At 69.7% G+C, this 23239-nt stretch carries 21 protein-coding genes and 1 riboswitch; of the genes, 5 read left to right on the forward strand and 16 right to left on the reverse strand.

The window, feature by feature from the left end; all coding sequences use genetic code 11:
• The 4 genes from hpt to dacB are packed head-to-tail and all read right to left on the reverse strand — an operon-like array spanning position 1 to position 4020.
• Complete coding sequence (gene hpt / locus HQ306_RS19455) at positions 1-555, reverse strand: hypoxanthine phosphoribosyltransferase (protein ID WP_027506476.1); 555 nt, start codon at positions 553-555, stop codon at positions 1-3.
• A gap of 10 nt (positions 556-565) precedes the next feature.
• Entirely contained in the window at positions 566-1561 is a 996-nt protein-coding gene (tilS, locus tag HQ306_RS19460) for a tRNA lysidine(34) synthetase TilS (protein ID WP_222633179.1), read from the reverse strand.
• A 13-nt stretch (positions 1562-1574) separates the two neighbouring features.
• Positions 1575-2597, reverse strand: a complete 1023-nt coding sequence (locus tag HQ306_RS19465; protein ID WP_222633180.1) for a zinc-dependent metalloprotease — start codon at positions 2595-2597, stop codon at positions 1575-1577.
• A gap of 34 nt (positions 2598-2631) precedes the next feature.
• Positions 2632-4020, reverse strand: a complete 1389-nt coding sequence (dacB, locus tag HQ306_RS19470) for a D-alanyl-D-alanine carboxypeptidase/D-alanyl-D-alanine-endopeptidase (RefSeq protein WP_308115523.1) — start codon at positions 4018-4020, stop codon at positions 2632-2634.
• 182 nt (positions 4021-4202) lie between these two features.
• On the opposite strand from dacB, the gene HQ306_RS19475 reads away from it, so the two are divergent.
• Together HQ306_RS19475 and HQ306_RS19480 are read left to right on the forward strand one after the other, a co-directional pair.
• On the forward strand, positions 4203-4694 hold the full coding sequence (locus tag HQ306_RS19475) for an inorganic diphosphatase (RefSeq protein WP_027506480.1): 492 nt from the start codon (positions 4203-4205) through the stop codon (positions 4692-4694).
• A 109-nt stretch (positions 4695-4803) separates the two neighbouring features.
• Complete coding sequence (locus HQ306_RS19480) at positions 4804-5256, forward strand: histidine kinase (protein WP_027506481.1); 453 nt, start codon at positions 4804-4806, stop codon at positions 5254-5256.
• A gap of 25 nt (positions 5257-5281) precedes the next feature.
• Here the strand turns inward: HQ306_RS19480 and HQ306_RS19485 are convergent, their stop codons facing one another.
• Positions 5282-6112, reverse strand: a complete 831-nt coding sequence (locus HQ306_RS19485; RefSeq protein ID WP_222633181.1) for a crotonase/enoyl-CoA hydratase family protein — start codon at positions 6110-6112, stop codon at positions 5282-5284.
• 68 nt (positions 6113-6180) lie between these two features.
• Between HQ306_RS19485 and HQ306_RS19490 the strand changes: the two genes are divergently transcribed.
• Positions 6181-6672, forward strand: coding sequence for a YbaK/EbsC family protein (locus tag HQ306_RS19490; protein WP_056443532.1), 492 nt, complete (start codon positions 6181-6183; stop codon positions 6670-6672).
• Between the two features lie 3 nt (positions 6673-6675).
• Here HQ306_RS19490 and HQ306_RS19495 read toward each other — a convergent pair whose 3' ends face one another.
• Both HQ306_RS19495 and HQ306_RS19500 read right to left on the reverse strand, forming a co-directional pair.
• On the reverse strand, positions 6676-7092 hold the full coding sequence (locus tag HQ306_RS19495; RefSeq protein WP_037186306.1) for a hypothetical protein: 417 nt from the start codon (positions 7090-7092) through the stop codon (positions 6676-6678).
• Positions 7093-7224: 132 nt separating this feature from the next.
• On the reverse strand, positions 7225-8478 hold the full coding sequence (locus HQ306_RS19500) for an aminotransferase class V-fold PLP-dependent enzyme (protein WP_222633182.1): 1254 nt from the start codon (positions 8476-8478) through the stop codon (positions 7225-7227).
• A 63-nt stretch (positions 8479-8541) separates the two neighbouring features.
• Positions 8542-8657: riboswitch (SAM riboswitch) on the reverse strand.
• Between the two features lie 163 nt (positions 8658-8820).
• Here HQ306_RS19500 and HQ306_RS19505 point away from each other — a divergent pair.
• Positions 8821-12681 (forward strand): Pls/PosA family non-ribosomal peptide synthetase, encoded by a 3861-nt coding sequence (locus HQ306_RS19505; RefSeq protein ID WP_261770085.1) that lies wholly within the window; start codon positions 8821-8823, stop codon positions 12679-12681.
• Positions 12681-13979: a M1 family metallopeptidase gene (locus HQ306_RS19510; RefSeq protein ID WP_222633184.1), complete on the forward strand. Its 1299-nt coding sequence runs from the start codon at positions 12681-12683 to the stop codon at positions 13977-13979. The genes HQ306_RS19505 and HQ306_RS19510 overlap by 1 nt, the downstream gene beginning before the upstream one ends.
• Here HQ306_RS19510 and HQ306_RS19515 read toward each other — a convergent pair.
• The 9 genes from HQ306_RS19515 to HQ306_RS19555 form a co-directional block, all read right to left on the reverse strand.
• Positions 13962-15173: an MFS transporter gene (locus HQ306_RS19515; protein ID WP_027506487.1), complete on the reverse strand. Its 1212-nt coding sequence runs from the start codon at positions 15171-15173 to the stop codon at positions 13962-13964. The genes HQ306_RS19510 and HQ306_RS19515 overlap by 18 nt on opposite strands.
• 11 nt (positions 15174-15184) lie before the next feature.
• Positions 15185-15841, reverse strand: coding sequence for a GntR family transcriptional regulator (locus HQ306_RS19520; protein WP_037186307.1), 657 nt, complete (start codon positions 15839-15841; stop codon positions 15185-15187).
• 292 nt (positions 15842-16133) lie between these two features.
• On the reverse strand, positions 16134-17912 hold the full coding sequence (locus HQ306_RS19525; protein WP_222633185.1) for an acyl-CoA dehydrogenase: 1779 nt from the start codon (positions 17910-17912) through the stop codon (positions 16134-16136).
• A 19-nt stretch (positions 17913-17931) separates the two neighbouring features.
• Positions 17932-18504: a methylated-DNA--[protein]-cysteine S-methyltransferase gene (locus tag HQ306_RS19530; protein WP_222633186.1), complete on the reverse strand. Its 573-nt coding sequence runs from the start codon at positions 18502-18504 to the stop codon at positions 17932-17934.
• Positions 18501-18968 carry an RNA polymerase sigma factor gene (locus HQ306_RS19535; protein ID WP_222633187.1) on the reverse strand — a complete coding sequence of 156 codons (468 nt, stop codon included), beginning with the start codon at positions 18966-18968 and terminating at the stop codon, positions 18501-18503. The genes HQ306_RS19530 and HQ306_RS19535 overlap by 4 nt, the downstream gene beginning before the upstream one ends.
• 191 nt (positions 18969-19159) lie before the next feature.
• Complete coding sequence (locus tag HQ306_RS19540; RefSeq protein WP_222633188.1) at positions 19160-20011, reverse strand: triacylglycerol lipase; 852 nt, start codon at positions 20009-20011, stop codon at positions 19160-19162.
• Between the two features lie 47 nt (positions 20012-20058).
• Entirely contained in the window at positions 20059-20844 is a 786-nt protein-coding gene (locus HQ306_RS22370) for a M23 family metallopeptidase (protein ID WP_308115524.1), read from the reverse strand.
• Positions 20845-20906: 62 nt separating this feature from the next.
• The gene (locus HQ306_RS19550) at positions 20907-22622 is read right to left on the reverse strand and encodes an NAD(P)/FAD-dependent oxidoreductase (protein ID WP_222633189.1); all 1716 of its coding nucleotides are present in this window, start codon (positions 22620-22622) and stop codon (positions 20907-20909) included.
• Positions 22619-23191 (reverse strand): helix-turn-helix domain-containing protein, encoded by a 573-nt coding sequence (locus tag HQ306_RS19555; RefSeq protein WP_056443515.1) that lies wholly within the window; start codon positions 23189-23191, stop codon positions 22619-22621. Before HQ306_RS19555 ends, HQ306_RS19550 begins: the two co-directional genes overlap by 4 nt.
• Positions 23192-23239 lie beyond the last annotated feature (48 nt).

Genomic DNA, 23239 nt, shown 5'->3' on the forward strand with positions numbered 1-23239 from the left:
TCAGCCTCCGTAGACCCGCGGTTCCAGCAGTCCGATGTAGGGAAGGTCGCGGTAACGCTCGTCGTAGTCGAGGCCGTAGCCCACGACGAACTCGTTCGGAATGTCGAAGCCGACGTTCGCGACGTCGACGTCCACCTTCACCGCGTCGGGCTTGCGGAGCAGGGTGACCACCTCGAGCGATGCGGGCTGGCGCGTGGCGAGGTTCTTCATCAACCACGACAGCGTCAGACCGGAGTCGATGATGTCCTCCACGATGAGGACGTGGCGGCCGTGGATGTCGCGGTCGAGGTCCTTGAGGATGCGGACGACGCCCGACGAGGACGTGGACGATCCGTACGAACTGACCGCCATGAACTCGAGCTGGCTCGGGATCGGCAGTGCGCGTGCGAAATCCGTCATGAACATGATGGCGCCCTTGAGAACTCCGACGAGCAGCAGATCACCCTCGGGAGCCCCCACCGGATAGCGAGCGGCGATCTCCTCGGCCAGCTCGGCGATACGCTTGTCGATCTCCTCTCGGGAGATCAGGATCGATGCGATGTCGCCCTCGTACACGGGTGTCCCTTCACTCGCTCGCGGCCCGGCCGGTCCACCGAACCAGGTCGAGCTTGCCACGTCGTCTCTCGACGACCAACCTCTCGACCGGGCCGCCCCCGGCCACCGCGACGCCGCCCTGCCCGCGCCACGCGCCGACGAGATCGTCCACGGCGCGCACCTGCGCCTCGTTGCGCAACGGCACTCCACAGTCGGCCAGCCACTCGCGGATCACCCGCCGACGGAGTGCACCCGGTACCTCCACGAGGGCGGACACCTCCAGCGCGTCGCCGACGCGGGCGGACACGGCGATGTCCGCGGCGAGTGCGTCGAGAACGGCGCCGTCCTCGCGCAGCTGGTCGGCGGTGCGCGCGAGCGCGGCGGCGACACCGCCGTGCAGGACGTCCTCCAGCAGCGGGAGCACCTCGCCGCGGAGTCGGACCCGAACGAAGGACGGGTCGAGGTTGTGCGGGTCGTCCCACGCGGCGAGACCCAGTTCGGCGCACGCGCCGACGGTGGACTCGCGGCGCACGGTCAACAGCGGCCGACCTCGCGGCGGGTCCCAGGCCGCCATCCCCCGCAGCGATCGGGACCCGGATCCGCGGGCGAGTCCGAGCAGGACGGTCTCGGCCTGGTCGTCCAGCGTGTGGCCCAGCAGGATCGGGCGGTCACCGCGGACCGCGTCGAGAGCGGCGTACCGGGCGCGCCGGGCCGCGGCCTCGGGTCCACCCGCCCCGGTCACCGACACGGTCCTCACCTCGGCGCGGGAACACCCGAGGTCTCGTGCCTGCTCGGCGGCCCTGTGCGCCACCTCGGCCGAACCCGCCTGCAGCGCGTGGTCGACGACCACGGCGTGCACCTGTGCGCCCTCGGCCACACAGGCGGCGGTGAGCGCCAGCGAGTCCGCACCACCCGACAGCCCGACGACGACGGCGCGCTCCGGGCAGTGCTCCCCGAACCAGGCGCGCACCGCCCGCCGCACCGTGAGCAGGTGCGGGCCCTCCGGCATCGGGCGTGCCCCGGTCATGCCGGGACGCCGGTCATCCCAGAACTCGCTGCGTCCACTTCTCCGGCGCCTCGATCTCGGAGAGCAGCGGCAACGTGTCCGCGTCGGTCCACACGGTGTTGAAACGCTCCATGCCGACCTGGCCGACGACGGCGTCGACGAACGCCTTGCCGCGGACGTACTGCGCCATCTTCGCGTCCATCCCGAGCAGCGCGCGGATCACGCGCTGCACCGGGTTCTGCTTCCGCGTGCGACGGGCGTCGAAGGCCTTGCGGATCGCCGAGACCGACGGCACCACCGCGGGACCCACCGCGTCCATCACGTGGTCGGCATGGCCTTCGAGCAGCGTTCCGAGCACCAGCAGACGATCGAGTGCCTCCTGCTGCGCGGGTGCCTGCGTCGCCCGGAGCAGGCCGATGATGCCGCCGTCGCCGCCGTCCTGCCCGCGGGACCGCACCGCCGCCGCGAGGCGTCCCACGACGTCGGCCAGGGGCTCGTCCGCGCCGCCCTGCAGCGTGGTGACGCTGTCCTTCATGTAACCCGCGAGCCACGGCGACGACGAGAACTGCACGCGGTGCGTCACCTCGTGCAGACACACCCACAGTCGGAAGTCGCTGGGCCGCAGGCGAAGCGATCGCTCCACGGAGACGATGTTGGGTGCCACGAGCAGCAGCGTTCCGTCCGGACCGGTGAAGGGGTCGTACTGCCCGAGAATGGCCGTCGACAGGAACGCCAGCATCGCGCCCGCCTGCACGCCGCCCGGCTTGCCGCCGAGGAACGAACTGTCGTCGCCGTCGGAGTCACTGACGAGATGCCGCATCGACTCGGACGCGGCGGCGATCCACTCCGGCCGATCGAGCACGCGCGCCGCCGGGACGGGCAGACCGTCGGCGAGTCCCGTGACCTCGCGCACGGGGCCCTCGGCGCGTACCGACGCGTCGGCCAGTTCGCGCAGCGCCGCGTCCGCGGTGTACCGCGACGTCTTCGGACCCCGTGGTGCGAGCCGGGCACCCGTCCGGGCCGCCAGACCCCAATCGATCACACCAGTGTCGGACATGCCCTCACCCCTGTTCTCTCTCGAAATCGACCGGTCAGGTGCAGCCGCAGGAGCGGAGCGTCGACGCGAGTGCGTCCAGGGCCGGACGACCGACCTCGGGCGGCCTGTCGTTGGACATCAACGCGAACGTCAACACCCGGCCGCTCTCGTCGGTCACGTATCCGGCCAACGCACTGGCGGTCGAGAGCGTTCCCGTCTTGGCGCGCAGCCACCCCGCGGCCGTGCGGTCACCCGACGCGTAGCGGGCGGCGAGCGTGCCCGTGGCACCGGCGACGGGCAGGTAGTCGAGCATCGGCCGCAGGTTCTCGGTGCCGGACCCGGCGGCCCGGGTGACGAGCGCGCCCAGCACCCGGGCAGGGATGAGATTGTCGACGGAGAGTCCGCTGGTGTCCTCGAGCATGACTCCGGTGACGTCGACGCCGTTCTTCTGCAGTGTCTCCAGGACGGCGTCCGTGGCCCCGTCGAACGACGCGGGCCGGCCCACCTCCTCGGCGATCTCGCGACCGACGGCCTCCGCGAGCACGTTGTCCGAGAACCCCAACATCTGCCCGAGCCGCTGCCGCAGAGGCGCGGACTGCACCGTCGCGAGAGATCCGGCACCGGACTGCGCGCGACCGTCCGTCACGACGGCCGGGTCCAGGCCGAGAGCACGCGCCAACGCCCGACCGGCGTCGAGACCGGGAGTGGCGCTGCGCGGCGACTCGTCGACCGTCGGCACCGAGCGACCCCCGTCGAGGGTGATCGGTTCGATGGGTGCGATGTATCCGGCGGCCACGTCGCCGGGGAACCAGCCCTGCGCCTGCTCCGGCCCCGAGTACGCGCCGCCGTCCACGGCGATGGACGTGACGGTCGTGCCGGACCTGCGGATCTGTTCGGCGAGGTCGTCGATGCGGGCTCCCCCGTCGTAGAACCCGGGTCGCCCGACCGGCTCCGCCGTGAGCGTGGGGTCGCCGTCACCGACGAGTACCACCTGACCGGCCGCGTCGCCCGCCACGACCTTGGTGGTCACGCGGTGGTCGGCGGGCAGCGCCATCATGGCGGCCGCGGCCGTGAGGATCTTGGTGGTCGACGCCGGCGTCATGGGGGTGTCCGCATCGGCGCTCCACAGCACCTCACCGGTGATCGCGTCCGCGACGGATCCGGTGAAGCGGCCCAGATCGGGATTGCGCAGGGGTGCGGCGAGCACCGCCTCGAGGCCCGCCGGGCTCGGTTTCGGCGCATCGGGTGAGACCGGAACCACCTGCGGGGCGGGCAGAACGGGCGACGGCTCGGGTGAAGTCGCCACGGGTGTCGAGTCCTCGGAGAGCGTGGGGGTGATCAGCGCGACGCCGACGATCGCCAGCACGAGCACCACGACCGAGGCTCCGATCAGCAGCACGCGCGTGCGTAACGGCGTGCCGGACGGCCGCTTCCCTGAGCTCACGTCTCTCCTCCACTCGCGGGTCCGTGGCCGTTCTCCGGCGATGCACCTCTCCTCGCACCCTATCGACGCGGCCGGTTACTGTCTGACCACCGGCGCGTCCTTCGATGCGCCCGACAGACGACTGCACGACAGTACGTGGCCGCCGAGCAGGTAGCCGGGCCACCGAGCAAAGGACAGTGGACGTGAAGTTCGACGTGACCATCGAGATCCCCAAGGGTCAGCGCAACAAGTACGAGGTCGACCACGAGTCCGGGCGAGTGCGCCTGGACCGCTACCTCTACACGGCGATGGGCTACCCCGCGGACTACGGCTTCATCGAGAACACCCTCGGTGAGGACGGCGATCCGCTCGACGCGTTCGTCCTGCTGCCGGAGTCCGTGTTCCCCGGCGTCCTCGTCGAGGCCCGCCCCGTGGCGATGTTCAAGATGGTCGACGAGGCCGGCGGCGACGACAAGGTGCTGTGCGTCCCGGCGGGCGATCCGCGGTGGGACCACATCCAGGATCTCTCGGACGTCTCGCAGTTCGAGCTCGACGCGATCGAGCACTTCTTCCTGCACTACAAGGATCTCGAGCCGAACAAGCACGTCACCGGGTCCAACTGGGTCGGCCGCGCCGAGGCCGAGGCGGAGTTCGAGGCATCGGTCGAGCGCCTGAAGAACCAGGGCGACCACTAGAGACCGTCGGAAACCCGGATGCGGTGCTGTCCGCTGATAGCATCGCATCCGCGGTCCCCCGGGCCGTGTCAGGACGAACGAGCCACGACGTAAGGGTGCGGTACCACCGATGAGTGACGCTGTGAGCGACCGGAGAAATCCCACGTCCGAGGCGGTCTCGACCACGACGCAGTTCCCGTCACTGCCGGTGACCGTCGTGCTCGACCGCATTCCGTTGGCCGTCCTCGCCGTCGAGCCCGGCGGCACGGTCGTCTTCGCCAACGAGGCCTTCGACGAACTGATGGGCTTCGACGAGGAGTCCCCCCGGTCGAACGAGACCCTCACACTGCAGGACATCTTCCCGGCCAACGAACCGCTCGGAGTCAACATCGCCGAGACGTTCCTGACCACCGTCGCCACCCGCGCCGACTCGCTCTGGCGCATGACGGACTCGAAGGGCGACATCCTCCAGGTCCGGGCGAGCAAGTCGATCCTGCGCCGCGCTGAGGACTCGGTGGTGCTCGTCGTCCTCGAGGACTTCACCGATCAGCTGTGGAACGACCCGAAGAGCGCCTTCCGCTGATCGGGCCGTTCCACCAGGGTCTCTACTACTTGCCCTGGAACGACGCGGGGCGCTTCTCGAACACCGAGGTGATGGCCTCCGTCAGATCCTCGGACGGCAGGAAAGCTGCGTTCCACGCGGCGACGTAGCGCAGCGAATCCTCCACTGCCGCAACGCGACCGTGGTCGAGAACCGCCTTGATCCCGTGCACCACGAGAGGCGGGTTCGCCGCGATCTCGGTGGCCGTGGCACGCGCTGCGGCGAGCACGGCCTCCGCGTCGTCGAACACGTCGTTGACCAGACCGATCTGCTGCGCCCGGGCACTGTCGATATCTTTTCCGGTCAACGCGAGTTCGCGAAGATGACCGTCGCCGATGATCGCGGGCAGACGGGCGAACGACCCCATGTCCGCCACGATGGCGACCTTCACCTCGCGCACACTGAACGTCGCGTCCGCGCTGGCGTAGCGGATGTCGGCGGCCGAGATGAGATCGATCCCACCGCCGATGCACCACCCCTGCACGGCGGCCACCACGGGCTTGCGGCAGTCGGCCACCGCGTTGATCGACGCCTGCATGCGCTTGATCATGTCGTGGAACGTGCTGCGCGGACCGGCCTGTGCCTTGTCCCCCATGACCGCACCGAAATCGCCTGCCATGGCGGGCAGGTCGAGACCGTAGCTGAAGTTGCGGCCCGAGCCGGCGAGCACGATGGCGCGTACCTCGGGGTCCGCGTCGAGCGCGGAGAAGACGAGAGGCAGTTCCGACCAGAAGTCGGGACCCATCGCATTGCCCTTGTTCGGGCCGATGAGGGTCACCGTCGCGACATGGGCGTCGGTCGTCACCGTGAAGGCTTTCCACGCATCCGTGTGTGTCATCCGGTCAGGATAGCCAGCGCTCCCGCTCACCGGATGTCCCGGCGGCGTGGACTGACTATCCTGCGACCATGACGCGGATCCACCATCCCGCTGCGGCACACGTGTCGGACGTTCTGATCGCCCGAGGTCATCACGGCGTGATCGTGACGCAGTCCGAGCCGACGCACACGGCGCGTCAGGCCGCGGCGGTGAGCGGGGTTCCGCTCGGTGCCGTCTGCAAGTCGCTGGTGTTCCTGCTCGACGACGACCCGGTGTTGCTGCTGGTGTCGGGTGCACACAACGTGGACCTCGATGCCACCGGTCGACGTCTCGAGGGCACGCTGACCCGCGCATCGATCGACGTGGTCGAACACGCCACCGGGCAACCGGTGGGCGGGATCGCGCCCGTGGGCCACCCGACGAATCTGCCGACGTTCGTCGACACGGCGCTGGAACGCTTCGAACGGCTGTGGGCTGCAGCGGGTCACCCCGCGACCCTCTTCCGCACGACCTACCCCGAACTGCTGCGCATCACCGCCGGGCTCGCTGTGGACATGGGCCCCGAGACCCGCGAGGGCTGAGCCTCAGGACGCGCGCAGACGCCGAACCTCCAGGGCGGGCACCACCTCGGTGGTGATCGCCCGGACGACGGACTCCCGCGTCTGCTCCACCACCGGACGCAGGGTCACGCCGTCCGCCACGTCGACCGTCACGATGTCGGCGACGAGGCCTGCGAGACCCGACGCGGTCCCGACGTACTGCAGCGTGCCGGGGCGAGGCTTGCTGTCCGACGCCAGCACCTCGCGGCGGGCGGTCCGGGCGTCGGCGGCGATGTGCACGTCGATGTCCACCACGACACGAGCACCGGGGTGCTCGGCCTTGAGGGTCGCGTAGCGGCTCTGGGCCTCGGAGAGATCGGCGGCGGAGAACCGGACGACGTCCGGGGAGGTACCGGAGACGCCGTCGAGGAAGACGAGGGAGTCGGAAGACACCGTGGTCATGAGTTGTCCAGTCAGTCGTGGGTGCAGCGGAGGCTGTGGGGTGAAGTGAGTCGCACGATCACCGGACCGGACAGGCGCTCGAGGTCGCACGGCAGAGGTCGACGTGTCGTCGACCCCACAACCTGCTCCTCGTCATGATGCTGATGCTAACGATCCGGTGGTGACGCGATCCCGCAGTGAGAGGCACGTCACACGCACCGCCTCCACGAAGCGGTCGACATCGTCGGCGGTGGTCCCCAGCCCGATGCTCGCCCGCACGGCACCGTCGGCCGCGCCTACCCGCGAGAGGAGGGGGTGGGCGCAGAACTTCCCAGCCCGCACCGCGATGCCGTGATCGTCGGCCAGTGTGGTGGCGAGTGCACCCGCGTCGACACCGTCGACGGTGAAGGACACGATGCCGACGATGTCGGCGGAGTCGCTCCACAGACGGAGGACCGACACACCGGCCAGAGCGGTGAGCCCGCCGAGCAGGGCGTCCGTGCACTCCTGATCGTGAGTGGCGATGGCACCGTGGCCGATCGCGCCGATCTCGTCGCACGCCGCGGCGATCGCGACGGCGCCGAGGAGATTGGGTGTGCCGGCCTCGTGCCGCGCCGGGGACGGCGCCCAGTCGATGTCGACCGACGCACCGAGGACGGACACGTGCCGGGTGGCTCCACCGCCCGCGAGGTACGGCTCGGCCACATCGAGCCAGTCACGCCGTCCCACGAGCACTCCCGCTCCGAAGGGCGCGTACAGCTTGTGACCACTGAAAGCCAGGTAGTCGATGCCCGCCGCGGTGATGTCCACGGCGCGGTGCGGAACGAGTTGCGCCCCGTCGACAAGGATGCGGGCACCGTGTCGGTGCGCCAGATCCGCGAGTCGATCGAGGGGCAGGACCTCGCCCGTCACGTTGGAGGCACCCGTGACGGCAAGCAGCGCAGCAGGTCTCGACGCGAGTTCGTCGCCGAGCCGAGTCAGAGTCTCATCGACCGAGTCCGCCGATCGCACCACCCGGCGGTTCCGCCACGGCAGCAGATTCGCGTGATGCTCGATGTCCAGCACCACCGTGTCCCCGGGAACGCAGCCCGCCAGGAGATTCAGCGCGTCGGTGGTGTTCCGCGTGAACACGACCACGTCGTCGGGATCCGCGCCGCAGAAGCGGTGCACCGTGTTCCGGGCGGACTCGTACTCCCGGGTGCAGACCTGCGACTTGTGGCCGGCGCCGCGGTGCACACTCGCGCAGTGCGGCAACACCTCTCGTACTCGCTCGACCACCGCGTCGAGCGCGGGAGCGCTGGCCGCGTAGTCCAGATCGATGCTGCGAGTGGTGCGGCCGTCGGCACACGTCACCTGATGGTCCCGGCCGTGCACGGATGCGATGGGGCGCTGCAGAACTGTGGTCATGAGGAATCCCTCCGTCGAGGGATCGACGCACGGCACGAGGGCCGCGATCTGACGAGAGGCGTCGATCCGCGCTTGCCGCCTCCGTCGTCGGAGCGCGGCCAGGTCGTCACCCGGAGCACCCCACCGCGGAGGAGGGTTGCCGACCAGCGAGCCGGGGCTTGATGCTGGTACTCGTGACCTGGAAGCAGGATGGCAAACGGTCGCCCGAGTTGTCAACTGGTTCGCCGCACGCGCGCCGGGTCGGCGGAGTTGTTCACCAACCCGCAAACTGGGCGTGCAATAACGTGTCGTCACACCCGCCAGCGTTCCGTCGTCCCTGTTCGATGCGAGAGGCCGTTCGTCTTGTCACTGCAGACCCGTGTTCCCGAGGCCTACCTCCGTTCCTCCGTGGCGGCCGCGGTGCGCACCCTCGTCGACATCCTCGAGGACACCGCGCGGGCATTCCCCGATGCGCCGGCCATCGACGACGGCGACACCACCATCAGTTACAGCGAACTGCTCGACAACATCGACGAGGGCGCTCGGTGGCTGTCCCGACACGGCGTCTGCGCCGGCGATCGCGTCGGGGTCCGCATGCCGTCGGGCAGTTACTCGCTCTACGCGGCGATCCTGTCGGTCATCGCCGCCGGTGCGGCCTACGTCCCGGTGGACGTCGACGACCCGGACGAGCGGGCCGAGCTGGTGTTCTCGGAGGCCGGCGTCACCGCGATCATCGCGGACGGCGGCGTGACCCGAACCGACACCGCGGGGACCGGTCGCGCGGTCGGCCATCCCACACCCGACGACGACGCCTGGGTCATCTTCACCTCGGGCTCGACCGGCAAGCCCAAGGGCGTCGCGGTGAGCAATCGCAACGCGGCGGCGTTCGTGGACGCCGAGGCACGACTGTTCCTGCAGGACCGACCCATGGGCCCGGGCGATCGAGTGCTGGCGGGGCTCTCCGTGGCGTTCGACGCGTCGTGCGAGGAGATGTGGCTCGCCTGGCGCAGTGGCGCGTGCCTCGTTCCCGCGCCTCGCTCCCTCGTGCGCAGTGGCATGGACCTCGGCCCCTGGCTCGTCGCACGTGACATCAGCGTGGTGTCGACGGTGCCGACCCTGGCGGCGCTGTGGCCTCGCGAAGCGCTCGAGGACGTCCGGTTGCTCATCTTCGGCGGCGAGGCCTGCCCGCCGGATCTCGCTGAGCGACTGGCTGTTCCGGGCCGCGAGGTCTGGAACACCTACGGGCCCACCGAGGCCACCGTCGTCGCCTGCGCCGCTCTCATGGACGGTGTCGGACCGGTGCGCATCGGGCTGCCGCTCGACGGATGGGACCTCGCCGTCGTGGGCCCGGACGAGGAGCCGGTCGCGGTGGGCGAGGTGGGTGAGCTCGTCATCGGTGGCGTCGGCCTCGCGCGTTACCTCGATCCGGTGAAGGACGCCGAGAAGTACGCTCCCATGGCGACTCTCGGATGGGACCGCGCCTACCGCAGCGGCGATCTCGTGCGGCTCGAGCTCGAGGGGCTGCTCTTCCAGGGCCGCGCCGACGATCAGGTGAAGGTCGGCGGGCGCCGCATCGAGCTCGGTGAGGTGGACAACGCCCTGCAGGCCCTCCCCGGTGTGAGCGGCGCAGCCGCCGCAGTGCGGACCACCGGCTCCGGAACACCCGTGCTGGTGGGCTATGTCGCCAGCACCGACCCGGACTTCGACCTCGTCCGCGCGCGCGAGCTCCTCGCGGAACAGCTTCCCGCCGCGATGGTTCCGCGTCTCGCACTCGTCGACGAACTGCCCACCCGCACCTCCGGCAAGGTCGACCGCGCGGCTCTGCCGTGGCCGCTGCCCAAGCGTGGTTCGACTCCGGACGACGCCTCTCTCGCCGGGACCGCCGGCTGGGTGGCCGAGCTGTGGAGCGACGTGCTGGGCGCCGAGATCGGATCCCTGGACGCGGACTTCTTCGCTGCCGGTGGCGGATCGCTCTCGGCCGCACTGCTCGTGACCCGATTGCGCGAGCGTTTCCCCGAGATCACGGTCGCGCAGCTCTACGACCATCCGCGACTCGGCTCGCTCGTCGCGTTGCTCGACTCGCTCGTCCCCCCGCCGGTGACCGCGAAGCGCATCGTGGTCCCCACACCCCGGACGGCCCAGGTGGTGCAGGTCCTCGCGACCCTGCCGCTGACGACGTTGACCGGGCTGCAATGGGTGACCTGGCTCGGCATCATGGCGAACACATTCAGCTGGTTCGCTCCCCGCCCCTGGCTGCCGACGGTGTCCTGGTGGTGGCTCGCGCTCGGGTTTCTGCTGTTCGTGACGCCCGTGGGCCGGATGGCGATCTCCGTCGCCGGATCACGGCTCCTCATGCGCGGCGTCACGGAGGGCGCCCATCCGCGCGGCGGCAGCGTGCACCTCCGGCTGTGGACCGCCAACCGGTTGACCGACGCCAGCGGTGCCTCGAACCTGTCGGGCGCGCCGTGGATGGTCTACTACGCCCGCGCACTCGGTGCGACGGTCGGCCGCGACGTCGATCTGCACACCCTGCCTCCGGTGACCGGCATGCTGACTCTCGGTGACGGATGCTCGCTCGAGCCGGAGGTCGATCTGTCCGGTTACTGGATCGACGGCGACGTCGTGCACATCGGCTCGATCGAGGTCGGCGCCGGCGCCACGGTGGGTGCGCGGTCGACCCTGCTTCCCGGAGCCAGGATCGGCCGCCGCGCCGAGATCACCGCGGGATCGGCCGTCTCCGGCAAGGTCAAAGCCGGTCAGCAGTGGTCCGGCTCGCCCGCCGCGAAGGTCGGCAAGGCGATGCACCCGTGGCCGGACGAGGCGCCGCCGCGCGGTCGCGGCTGGGTGCCCGTCTACGGCGTGACGTCGCTGTTGCTGTCGGGACTTCCCCTCCTGTCCATTGCCGCGGGCCTGCTCCTCGTCGCCGTCGGAGTCGCGCACGCGACCACCCTGCCCGGTGCGATCGGCCTCGGGCTGGCGCTGCTCGCTCCCGCCACCGCGGTGTCGTTGCTCGTCTTCGCAGCGGTCACGCTCGTGTCCGTGCGGTTGCTGTCGATCGGGCTGATTCCCGGCCACCACGCGGTACGCAGTCGCATCGGCTGGCAGGTGTGGGCCACCGAACGCCTGATGGACTCGGCCCGTACGTTCCTCTTCCCGCTCTACGCGAGTCTGCTCACTCCGGGATGGCTCCGGCTGCTCGGCGCGACCATCGGCAAGGACGTGGAGGCGTCGACGGTCCTGATGGTCCCGAAGTTCACGACAGTCGGCGACGGTGCGTTCCTGGCGGACGACACCATGATCGCCAGCTACGAGCTCGGCGGCGGCTGGATGCTGCTCGGCGAGGCCAAGGTGGGCAAGCGTGCGTTCCTCGGCAACTCCGGCATGGCGGCCGCGGGTCGACGCGTGCCGAAGAACGGCCTCGTCGCCGTGCTGTCGGCCGCACCCGCCAAGGCGAAGTCGGGATCGTCGTGGCTCGGCAGCCCGCCGGTGCGCTTGCGCCGAGCGCCCAACTCGTCCGACACCACCCGCACCTTCGACCCGCCGCGGCGACTCAAGATCGCCCGCGCCGTGGTCGAGACCTGTCGACTCGTGCCCGTCGTCGTGTCGTTCGGCATCGGGTTCGGCGTCCTCGCCGCCCTGACCTGGATCGCCGGGACGCTGGGCTACTGGGCCGCCGCCCTGCTCAGCGGCGTCGTGTTGCTGATCGCCGGCGCCGTCGCGGCCGGAATCTCCGCCGTCGCCAAGTGGTCGCTCGTCGGCCGCATCGGTGCGGTGGAGCACCCGCTGTGGAGTTCGTTCGTGTGGCGCAACGAAGTGGCCGACACGTTCGTCGAGGTCGTCGCCGCCCCGTGGTTCGCCCGCGCCGCCGAGGGAACCCCGGTGCTGAACCTGTGGCTGCGCTGGCTCGGCGCCCACATCGGGAAGGGAGTCTGGTGTGAGACCTACTGGCTGCCGGAGGCCGACCTCATCACGCTCGGCGACGGTGCCACCGTCAACAGAGGGTGCGTCGTGCAGACACATCTGTTCCATGATCGGATCATGAGCATGGACACGGTGAGTTTGGGGGCGGGAGCCACGCTGGGCCCGCATTGCGTCGCACTGCCCGCAGCGGGAATCGGGGCGGGTGCCACGGTCGGACCGGCCTCGCTGGTCATGCGCGGCGACACCGTCCCCGAGTCGAGCCGGTGGCAGGGCAACCCCATCGCACCCTGGACCGAGAAGTGATGCCGGACTCTCCCATCGACCCGTACCTGCCGCAGAACGGCAACCGCGGGTACTCGGTCGAGCGATACGCCCTCGACCTCGAGTACAAGGTGCAGTCGAACCGCCTGTCCGGCAAGGCCGTCGTGCACGCGGTGGCCACCCGGTCGATCACCAAGTTCTCACTCGACATGGGTCCGGCCCTCACCCCGTCCAAGGTGAGTGTCACCGGAATGCGCGGTGTCCGGTTCACCCATCGGGGCGGCAAGCTGACGGTCACGCTGCAGCGTGCCATCGACGAGGGCGCCTCCTTCACGGCCACCGTCGCCTACAGCGGCAACCCCGCACCGATTCGCAGCGTGTGGGGTGAGGTCGGGTGGGAGGAGCTCACCGACGGCGCCCTCGTCGCGAGCCAACCCAACGGCGCCGCATCGTGGTTCCCGTGCGACGACCATCCCAGTTCCAAAGCGGCGTACACCATCTCGATCACTGCCGATTCCCCGTACCACGTCGTCTCGAACGGCACACTGACGCGGAAGTACGTGAAGTCCTCGCGCACCACCTGGGTGTACGACCAGCCCGAACCGATGGCTTCATACCTCGCGACCGTGCAGATCGGCCAGTACGAGAAACACCGGGTCAGCGACTCCCCCGTGCCGATCGACGCGATCCTGCCGGCGCGTCTGCGCCAGAACTTCGATCACGACTTCGGCCGTCAGCAGCAGATGATGGAGACGTTCGTCGAGTCGTTCGGCCCCTATCCGTTCGAGTCGTACTCCGTCGTCGTCACCGACGACGAGTTGGAGATCCCCGTCGAGGCACAGACGCTGTCGATCTTCGGCGCCAATCACTGTGACGGCGACCGCGAGTACGAGCGACTCGTCGCCCACGAACTGGCGCACCAGTGGTTCGGCAACAGCCTCACCATCGCGCGGTGGAGCGACATCTGGTTGCACGAGGGCTTCGCCTGCTACTCCGAGTGGATCTGGTCGGAGAGCTCGGGCGGACCGTCCGCGCACCAGGAGGCCACCCGCGCACACAGCCGCCTGTCGTCCCTGCCGCAGGACATCGTGCTGGGAGATCCAGGACCGGAGGACATGTTCGACGACCGCGTGTACAAGCGCGGAGCCCTTGCCCTGCACGCACTTCGGCGCACCATCGGCAACGCGGCGTTCTTCGAACTGATCCGCGAGTGGACCACGACCTTCCGCCACGCCACCGTGGCGACGTCGGACTTCGTCGGGTTGGCGAAGCAGTACGGCAGCACCGACGAGTTCTGGGAGTCCTGGCTCGAGAAGAAGCGGCTACCCCGACTGCCCTGACGGCAGGTGCGACCGCGTTCTCGTCGCGACGAGCACCAATGACACCGCGGCGAGAACCGCACCGGCCGTGAACAGTTCGGGGTAGGTGATCGCGTCGGGGAACTCCTGCACGAGCAGCGCCAGAATCGCCGGCACTGCGAAGCCGAGATAGGTCACCGAGTAGAACACCGCGGTGAGTCCGGCCAGATCACGCGGTCCCGCGATGCGCTGCACCTCCTGCAGGCCCGACACCATCGCCATGCCGTAGCCGCACCCGAGCACCGCGGCGGCGAGCAGCGCCATCGGGATCGTCAGCACGTCGGCGGCGACCGAGACCAGCACCATGCCGACGACGATGATGCCCAGCGCGACCAGGACGGCGCGCGCACTCGACGCGGTGTCGATGCGTCGGCCGACGGCCTGGATGGCGAAGCCGGACGACAGCGCGACCACGCCGAGCAGTGCGGAGAACGCGATGGGGAACGCGCCGGAGTGGTCGGCCATCAGACCGGGCAGCACTGCGTACGCGACGCTGGCCGCGCCGAAGACCCACGGCGCCATGGGAAGAACGACGGACACGAACCGACGGTGACCCGCCGACGGGATACGCAGATCAGACAGCAGCGAGGCGCCGTCCACCGCACGCGCTCGCGTCTCGGGCACCCCGAGCAGGGCCACGGTGGCCAGTGCTGCCAACGCGACGTGCACCAGGTACGGCAGCACCTCGGGCCACGGCGCCCACTGCGCGAGCACCCCGGCGACCCCCGCGCCCGTGGCGAATCCGCCCGTGAGCGACATGGCGGCACGGCGGGCACCCGAGCCGTCCGCGGACAGCTCCTTCAACCAACTGCCGCCGACGGCCATACCCAGCCCCAACGCGATGCCGCTGAGCACGCGGCCGGTCGCGAGGATCGGGGCCGAGTGCGCGCCGAGGGCGATGACGAGAGATCCCGCGGCGGCGACGGCCGGCGCGGGCACCATGAGCGGCCGCCGTCCGTAGCGATCCGAGAGCGGGCCCCCGATCAGCAGGGCCGGCACGATGCCGACGACGTAGGCGAAGAGGAACACGTCGACGACGACGGGCGAGAAGCCGTGACCCTCGCGGTACATCACGAGGAGCGGCGTGAACTCGTTGCCGCCCCAGGCGACGGCGAGCATGCCGAGCGCCACGGGCAGCCAGGTGCGGGTGGTGGTCGTGCGGTCGAGAACGGTCATGGTGGGGTCCTTCAGCGGATTCCACGCGGCAGCGCGTGCGTGGCTGCCATGTGGAGGGAGAGGGCGTCGTCGTACGCGGCGACGTCGCCCTGCTCGACGAGTGCGGTGAGACGGGTGTGGTCGCCGATGATCGACGCCAACACGTCCGGATTGCGCGCCACGGAGTTCGCGGTCATGCGGCGCTGCCGGTCGCGCAATCCTGAGTAGAAGGTCGACAGCAGCGGGTTGTCCCCGTGCGTGACGACGATGGTGTGGAAGTCTGCGTCCTCGGCAGCGAAGCCGAGGGAGTCGCCCGCCTCCGCGAGAACGCGCTGCCGGTCGAGGCTCTCGCGCATCTGTGCGGCGGCGGAGGCCCGGCTGCCCGGATCCTGTGCGAACGCCTCGAGCGATCCGGTCTCGACGAGTCGACGGGCGGCGACGAGATGGGTGGCCTCGTCGGGGGCGACGGGAACCACGAGGGCCCCGCGCTTGGGGTAGAGCCGCATCCATCCTTCGGCCGCGAGCCTGAGGAAGGCCTCACGGACCGGGGTGCGGCTGGTGCCGGTGCGCTCGGCGATCTGCCCCTCGCTGATCAGCTCCCCGCCCGGCAGCTCGCCGGAGACGATGAGCTCCTTGACCGTCGCGTACGCCCGGTCGGACGACGTCTCGGTTGCATCTGTGTTGCGCACATCTTGTATCTAAGCAGTCGCTGCACCGCGTTGCCAGGTGTGTGTGACGGGCATTACGCGGTACGCGCTGCTCTCCGCACCGCAGTTCGCCACCCGCACCTCAGATCGCGGGTGCACCGAACGATCCGCGGAGCGCGGCCGGGCGCAGCGCCCGGTTCTCTGCGCACCGTGGAAGGTGCGCGCGGCGACGAGCGGTGCGCCCGGCGAAGCTAGAGCGCACCGCAGTTCGCCACCCGCACCCCCGATCGCGGGTGCACCGAACGATCCGCGGAGCGCGGCCGGGCGCCCTGCCCTACAGAACCGCGGTGTCGAGGTCCAGCGTCGTACGGTCCAGGTTCTCGAGCAGGTCGAACTGTGGGCCCGTCTTGGGGAGCTCGTATCGGAAGAAGTACTGCGCCGCGACACGCTTGCCGTCGTAGAAGGCGCCTTCCTTGTCGCCGATCGCCCGGAGCTGGTCGAGCCAGAGCCACGCGACGACCACGTGACCGGTCGCCTCGAGGTACGCGGACGAGTTGGCCAGCGCCACCTCGGCGTCGCCCTGACCCCACAGCGTGCCGGTGACGGCCACGAGGCGATCCACTGCCGCTCGCAGGGCGTCGGCGTACTCGCCCGACATCGCGTCGATGGTCTCCGTGATGGTCTCGACGAGGAGCTGGAGCCCTCGGCCGCCCTGCGCGACGACCTTGCGTCCGAGGAGGTCGAGGCCCTGGATGCCGTTCGTTCCCTCGTGGATGGGGTTGAGGCGATTGTCGCGGTAGAACTGCTCGACGTTGTAGTCGCGGGTGTAGCCGTACCCGCCGTGCACCTGGATCGCGAGGTTGTTGGCCTCGAGGCACCACTGCGACGGCCACGCCTTGGCGATGGGGGTGAGCACGTCGAGGAGGAACCCGGCGCGATCCGCCGCGTCCTGCTCGCCGGTGATCTGCTCGTCGACCAGCCGGGAGCAGTACAGACCCAGGGCCAGACCGCCCTCGACGTAGGACTTCTGCGCGAGCAGCATGCGGCGGACGTCGGAGTGGTCGATGATCGGCACCTGCGGGGCAGCCGGATCCTTGTCACCGACGGGCCGGCCCTGTGCACGGTCGCGGGCGTACGCCACCGAGTGCAGGTAGCCGGTGTAGCCCAGCGCGGTCGCGCCCATGCCGACGCCGATGCGCGCCTCGTTCATCATCTTGAACATGTACGACAGGCCCTTGTGCGGCTCGCCGACGAGATAGCCTGTGGCGCCGCCGTTCTCGCCGAACGCGAGGAGCGTGTTGGTGGTTCCGCGGTACCCCATCTTGTGGTTCAGGCCGACGAGGTTCACGTCGTTGCGCTCGCCCAGCGACCCGTCCGCGTTCACCAGCGTCTTGGGTACGACGAACAGCGAGATGCCCTTCACGCCCGCCGGACCGCCGGGGATCTTGGCGAGGACGAGGTGCACGATGTTCTCACCGAGTTCGTGCTCGCCGCCCGAGATCCACATCTTGGTTCCGGTCACCGCGTAGGTGCCGTCACCCTGCTCGACGGCCTTGGTGGTGATGTAGGCGAGCGACGATCCGGCACCGGGCTCGGACAGGCACATGGTCCCGTGGAAACGGCCTTCGAGCATGGGCCGGACATAGGCGTCGACCAACTCCTCGCTGCCGTACTCGATGAGGAGATTGGCGTTGCCGATCGTGAGGAAGGGATAGGTCGCGGTGCCGGTGTTCGCGGCCTGGAACCACGCGAGCGACGCCTTCGACACCGTGGTCGGCAGCTGCATGCCGCCGAGCGAGTCGTCGAACTGCCCGGAGATGAGGCCGGCGTCGTTGAACACCTTCAGCGCCTGCTCGACCTCGGGAATCAGGACGACCTTGCCGTCCTCGCCGACGTGCGGCTCGTTCGCGTCCGCCTTCTTGTTGTGCGGCGCGAAGTGCTTCACCGCGATCTGCTCGCTGAGCTCCATCACCGCGTCGAACGTCTCGCGAGAATGATCGGAGAAGCGCTTCCGCTCGGTCAACGACTCGACGTCGAGCCATTCGTAGAGGAGGAACTCGAGATCGCGACGAGACAGAACGAGGTGCGCGGGAACATCAGCAGCAGAGGACATGCTTCGAGACTAATACCGCCTAGTAGTTCTGTGTCTCGAGCTCGAGCAGAAGCTGCTTGGCGGCCTCACCGCCGGCGTAGCGACCGGGCGTTCCGTCCGACCGCACCACGCGATGACATGGGATGACCAGGGGCAGCGGATTGCGCGCGCAGGCCGATCCCACGGCGCGGACGGCCTTCGGGCTGGCCGTCTCCGCGGCCACGGCGGCGTAGCTCCGGGTCTCGCCGTAGGGGATGCGCCGGAGATGCGTCAGGACGTCGCGACGGAACCCTGCAGCGAGGCGCAGATCCAGGTCGACGTCGACGACGCGGGACGTCCCGGCGAAGAACGCGTCGAGCCCGCGGACCACCGGGTCGAGCCGGGCCGGCGCTCGGAGCACGCGTGGACTGATGCGGGTGGCCAGCGTCTGCAGGACCGTGTCGTGGTTCTCGACGTCGAAGGCCACGCGCACGACACCTCGCTCGGTGGCCGCCACGAGGAGCGTGCCGACGGGTGAGTCGAGGGTGCGGTACGCGACGTCGAGCAGTCCTTCCTCGGCGGCGCGGTGCGTCAGTCGCTCGTGGAGCGCGGTCAGTTCGGCGGCGGTGGTCACAGCAGCTCACTCCTCGTGGTCGTGCGGCGCAGCGTCGCGATGCCGTCGGCACAGGCACGCCGGGCGGCGGTGGTCGAATTACCCAGCAGCGCAGCGACGTCCGCATGAGGGAGCCCCGCGATGTGGTGGTACGCGACGGCCAGTCGCTGAGTGTCGGGCAGGGCCGCGACCGCGGACCACAGGGCGTGATTCTCGTCGGGCACCATCGTGGCGACGTCCGGAACTGAATCGGTAGGCACGGGCCGACGAGCTGCCGCGCGATGAACGTCGACGGCCTTGCGGTGCGCGATGGTCACCAGCCAGGCCTGCACGTTCGCGTCCTCGGGCAGGTCGGGGTACGCCCGGAGTGCGGCGAGGAAGGTCTCCGACCACGCGTCGTCGGCGTCGACGGGACCGACCACGGCGCGACAGACCCGCAGCACCACGGGGCCGTGGGTGGCCACGACGGTCTCGAACGGAAGCATCACGATCAGTAAACGCGTGAGGGCGGCGGAACGTGAGAATCGGCGGGATCGCGAGGTTCAGCGAGCTGCGTGCACACCCCCTGCGTCAACCGCACACACCCTCCAGCCTGCAGCAACGGGTGTTCACCACACGCCGGCCGTGTGCACACCCCTTCCAGCCGGCCACCGCACCAGCGCGCGCACTCCGACACTCAGCAGGGGCTGGGGACCCGATCGGCGTAGGACCGGTCGAGCCCGCGCTGCACCATCCACAGTGCGCGGGGGTCGGTGGTCAGTTCCATGTGCCCGGCGGTGTTGCTCGGGCAGCCGTCCTGCACCCAGACGTTGTCCACGGTCGCGCCCGGGCCCGCGGCGAGGAAGGTGTTCTCGGGCGGCGTGGAGACGGTGTCCGCGCGGGTGGCGATCACGGTGTAGTCGACGCCCGGGACGGTGTCGCCGCCCGCGTTGAGCACGTCGAGGAACGACGAGCCGACCATCTGCTGGACGAACGACGGTCCGACGGCCGCGGCGGCGACCTCGCCGACCGGCAGTCCGAACTGCTGCGCGAGCGATCCGATGAGCTGCCCCGCCGAGAACGTGGTGCCGTGATTGGTGGCGCCGAGGGTGACGAGGGTGTGCACGGCGTCGGCTCCACCCTCGAACTTCAGGTACTGACGCGCCACGACACCACCCTGGGAGTGCCCGACGACGTCCACGTCGGCTGCGCCGGTGCGTGATCGGACGTCGTCGACGAAGGCGCGCAGTTCTCGCGCGGACGTGGCGATGTCGTCGCCGCCGTAGGTCTGCAGCAGGTTCTCGCCGGGCTCGGCGCGGTAGCCGTACTCGAGCGTGAAGACGCAGTAGCCCTCCGCCTCGAGCTGCGGAGTGAGGGTGGACCAGGTGTCCGGACCGTCGACCCAGGTGCCGTGCACCAGCACGACGGGACGGGGATGCTCGGGTGAGCAGGAGCCGACGGTGTCGGCCGCGGCCGGACCGGCGCCGAGAGGTGCGGTGCCCACGGCCACGGCGAGTGCCGTCGCCGCCGTCAGAAGTGCCCGTCTCATGCCCTCATCTTATCCGAGCGTGTTACTGGTGTGACGGATGGGACTCGTCAGTCGCCTTCCGGTCCGAGCGAGATACCGCGGCCGATCAACCACAGTTCGGGATCCACGTGCTTGTCCGCGACGACGGTCTCGAAGTGCAGGTGCGGCCCGGTGGAGTCGCCGCGGTTCCCCATCGTCGCGATCTGCTGCCCCGCCGCGACCCGCTGACCGGCCACCGCGACCAGGGTGTCCACGTGACCGTAGATGGACACGGTGCCGTCGTCGTGTCGCACGCGCACCCACAACCCGAAGCCGCTCGCAGGGCCGGCCTCGATCACCTGACCGTCCGCCACCGACAGGATCGGTGTGCCGATCGGGCCGGCGATGTCGATTCCGTTGTGCATCGTTCCCCACCGCGGGCCGAAACCGGACGTGTACGTGCCGCGAGCCGGTGAGGCGTAGCTACCGATGCGGGCGCCGATCACGGCCGGCGGCAGCTCGTACAGTCGGCGGTCCTTCTCCTCGGCGCTCGCCGCCGTCGAGAGCACGGCGATCGCGGCCGCGTACTCCTCCTCCGCCGTGGCGCGGTTGACCTTCGCGATCTGGCGCAGCGGGCCCAGGTTGCGCTCCGGTTCCGCCAGGAAGCTCGGCCGCAGGTCCGCAGCGGGAGCGGCGACCGCCCCGACGGCCGGTTCCTCGGCCGTCGGCCGGGTCAGGTGGAACACGAGCACCGCGACGGCGAGCACGAGCACGATGGCCAGCGCCTGCGCCGAGACGGTCCGCACCGGAACGGTCGCAGGCGTCGTCACGCTCGGCCGATCGGCCGCCTGTGAGCGCGAGAGCAACTGAACCACCGGAGGAACGCTACCGCTCGGTAAGTCCTCCCGGACCGAGATTCACCGCGCCGGTCGACGCATCAGTCCCCGAGGCGGAGCGGGGCGATGCTCTCGAAGACGTCGCCCGGCCCGGGATTGTCCGGATGTGTCGATCCGCCGAGGTGGTTCATGACTCCCCACACCGCGTTGAGCGCGGTCTGGATGGCGCCCTCGGCCCATCCCGCCGTCCACGAGATGTCGTCGCCGGCGAGGAAGATCCCGCGATGCCGGGGGGCGAGCTCGTCCTGCACGAAGTGCGAGAACAGGCGTTCCTGATAGCGATAGTGGCCGGGCAGGTTGGCCTTGAAGGCACCCATGAAGTGGCGCTCGGTCTCCCACGACAGCGTCACCGGATCGGAGACGATGTGGCTGCGGAAGTCCACCCCGGGATAGATCTCCTCGAGCGATCCCAGCATCAGCGTCAACCGCTCGTCGGGTGAGAGCGGCAGCAGCTTCAGCGAGTCGTCGCTCCACGTGTACGACAGACAGATCACGCCGGGCCGATCGTCGCCGTGATCGAGGAGATACGTTCCCCGACTCAACCGGTCGGTGAGGGTCATGCTGACCAGTTCCCTCCCCGTCTCGGGGTCGACGTCCTTCCAGAACGGTCGGTCCACGAGCACGAACACCTTGGTCGACCCCATGTAGTGGGTGCGTTCGACGGCCGTCCAGTGATCGATGGGCAGCAGGTCGTCGTCGGTGTCGATGGTGTTGAGGAGCATCCAGCTCTGCGCGGTCACGACGACCGAGGCGAACTCGTCCGTCCGGCCCGAGGAGTCGGTCACCGCGAAGGTGTGGTCGCCGGTGGCGTCGTCGGTCCGTCGCCGGATCTCCGTGACACCCGGGCGGGGTGTGCCGCCGTGCAGCGACGCGACCGAGGTGCCCGCCGGCCAGTGCGCCGCGTCCGACACGGCCTCCGACCACAGACCACGTGGCAGGCGGCTGGATCCGCCGACGATGCCGCGGTGGTGATCGTCCGCTTCCGTGGCCACGACGCGCAGGATCTCGAGTATCGAGTTCGGGAAGTCGGTGTCCCAGCCACCGGTGCCGAAACCGACCTGCCCGAACAGCTCTCGACGCGCGAACGACGCGAAGTGGGGGGATCCGACGAGGAACCCGTAGAACGTCGTGTCGTCGAGTCGCACCACGAGGTCGTTCCAGATGCGCTTCACCGCCGCCGCGTCCCGGGCGCGGATGGCGCGCTGGAGAGGGACGAGTTCGGACTGCTCCTCGAGCGTGCGCTGCCACGCCCTGGCCACCTCGGCGTACTCGTCGGGGAGATCGGTCAGCTGCCGCGCGTAGTGACTGGTGCCCTTGAGGTCGATGACGGTGCTGGGCGTCGCCTCGGAGAGCGGGTTGGGGAACGGGGTGGTCTCGATGCCGAGGTGGTCGAGGTAGTGGAACAGGGCGGTGGACGACGGCGGGAACCGCATCGCGCCCATCTCGGCGACCGTGTCCTCGTGCCCCTCGAACGGGACCGAGTGCATGCGGCCGCCGATCCACCCCGCCTCGTACACCACGGGTTCGAGTCCAATCCGCAGCAGCTCCCGGGCGGCGACGGTGCCGGCGAGACCGGCCCCGACGATGGCGACGCGGGTGCCGCGGCGGTCCGGAGGGACCGACCCGAGCCCGGCCGGGTGCGCGAGGAAATCGTCGTAGGCGAAGGGGAAGTCGGGGCCGAACATGGTGACCGGCTGCTCACGGTCCCCTGCTGATCGCTCGTGGACCGAGCTGTCGGGAGTGACGGGCGTGGTCATGGGGTCGTCTCGATTCTGGTTCTGTCGTGGCGGGAGGGCAGGGACGGCGTCAGGACCCACAGCACAGTGGTGTCGACCTCCGCGCGGAAGCTGTGCCGACGACGAGGATCGAAGGTGAGCGCGTCACCGTCGTCGAGTTGCACGGTGCGCTCGTCGAGCGTCAGGATCAGCCGACCGGTGAGCACCAGGACGAACCCCACCTCGGCCGGCAGTTCGTACGACTCGTCGCCGCTGCCTCCTCCGCGCTCGATCCTGCCGTGGATGACCTGCACGCGCTGTTCGCCCGCCGGGGTCAGCAGGTACTCCGTCTGGGCATGACCCCCGAGGGCGATCGGGGGGTACTCGCCGGCGCGGACGACGTCGCCGTGCGGAACGTCGTCGAACAGCGACCCCATGGGAATCTCGAGCGCGTCGCACCAGCGCACCAGGACGGCGACGGACGCGGACGCGCGGTCGTTCTCGACCTTGGACAGGTAGCCCTTGGTCACACCGACGGTCGACGCGAGCGCGTCGAGAGTGAGACGACGGGCGGCCCGGGCCTCCCGCAGCCGGTTTCCGATGGTGGACACGCCGCGATCATGCCCTGCTCCGCGTCAGGAAACAAGTGTTGACCAACC

Source organism: Rhodococcus sp. BP-160 (genome assembly GCF_019836205.1).
Taxonomy (GTDB): Bacteria; Actinomycetota; Actinomycetes; order Mycobacteriales; family Mycobacteriaceae; genus Rhodococcoides.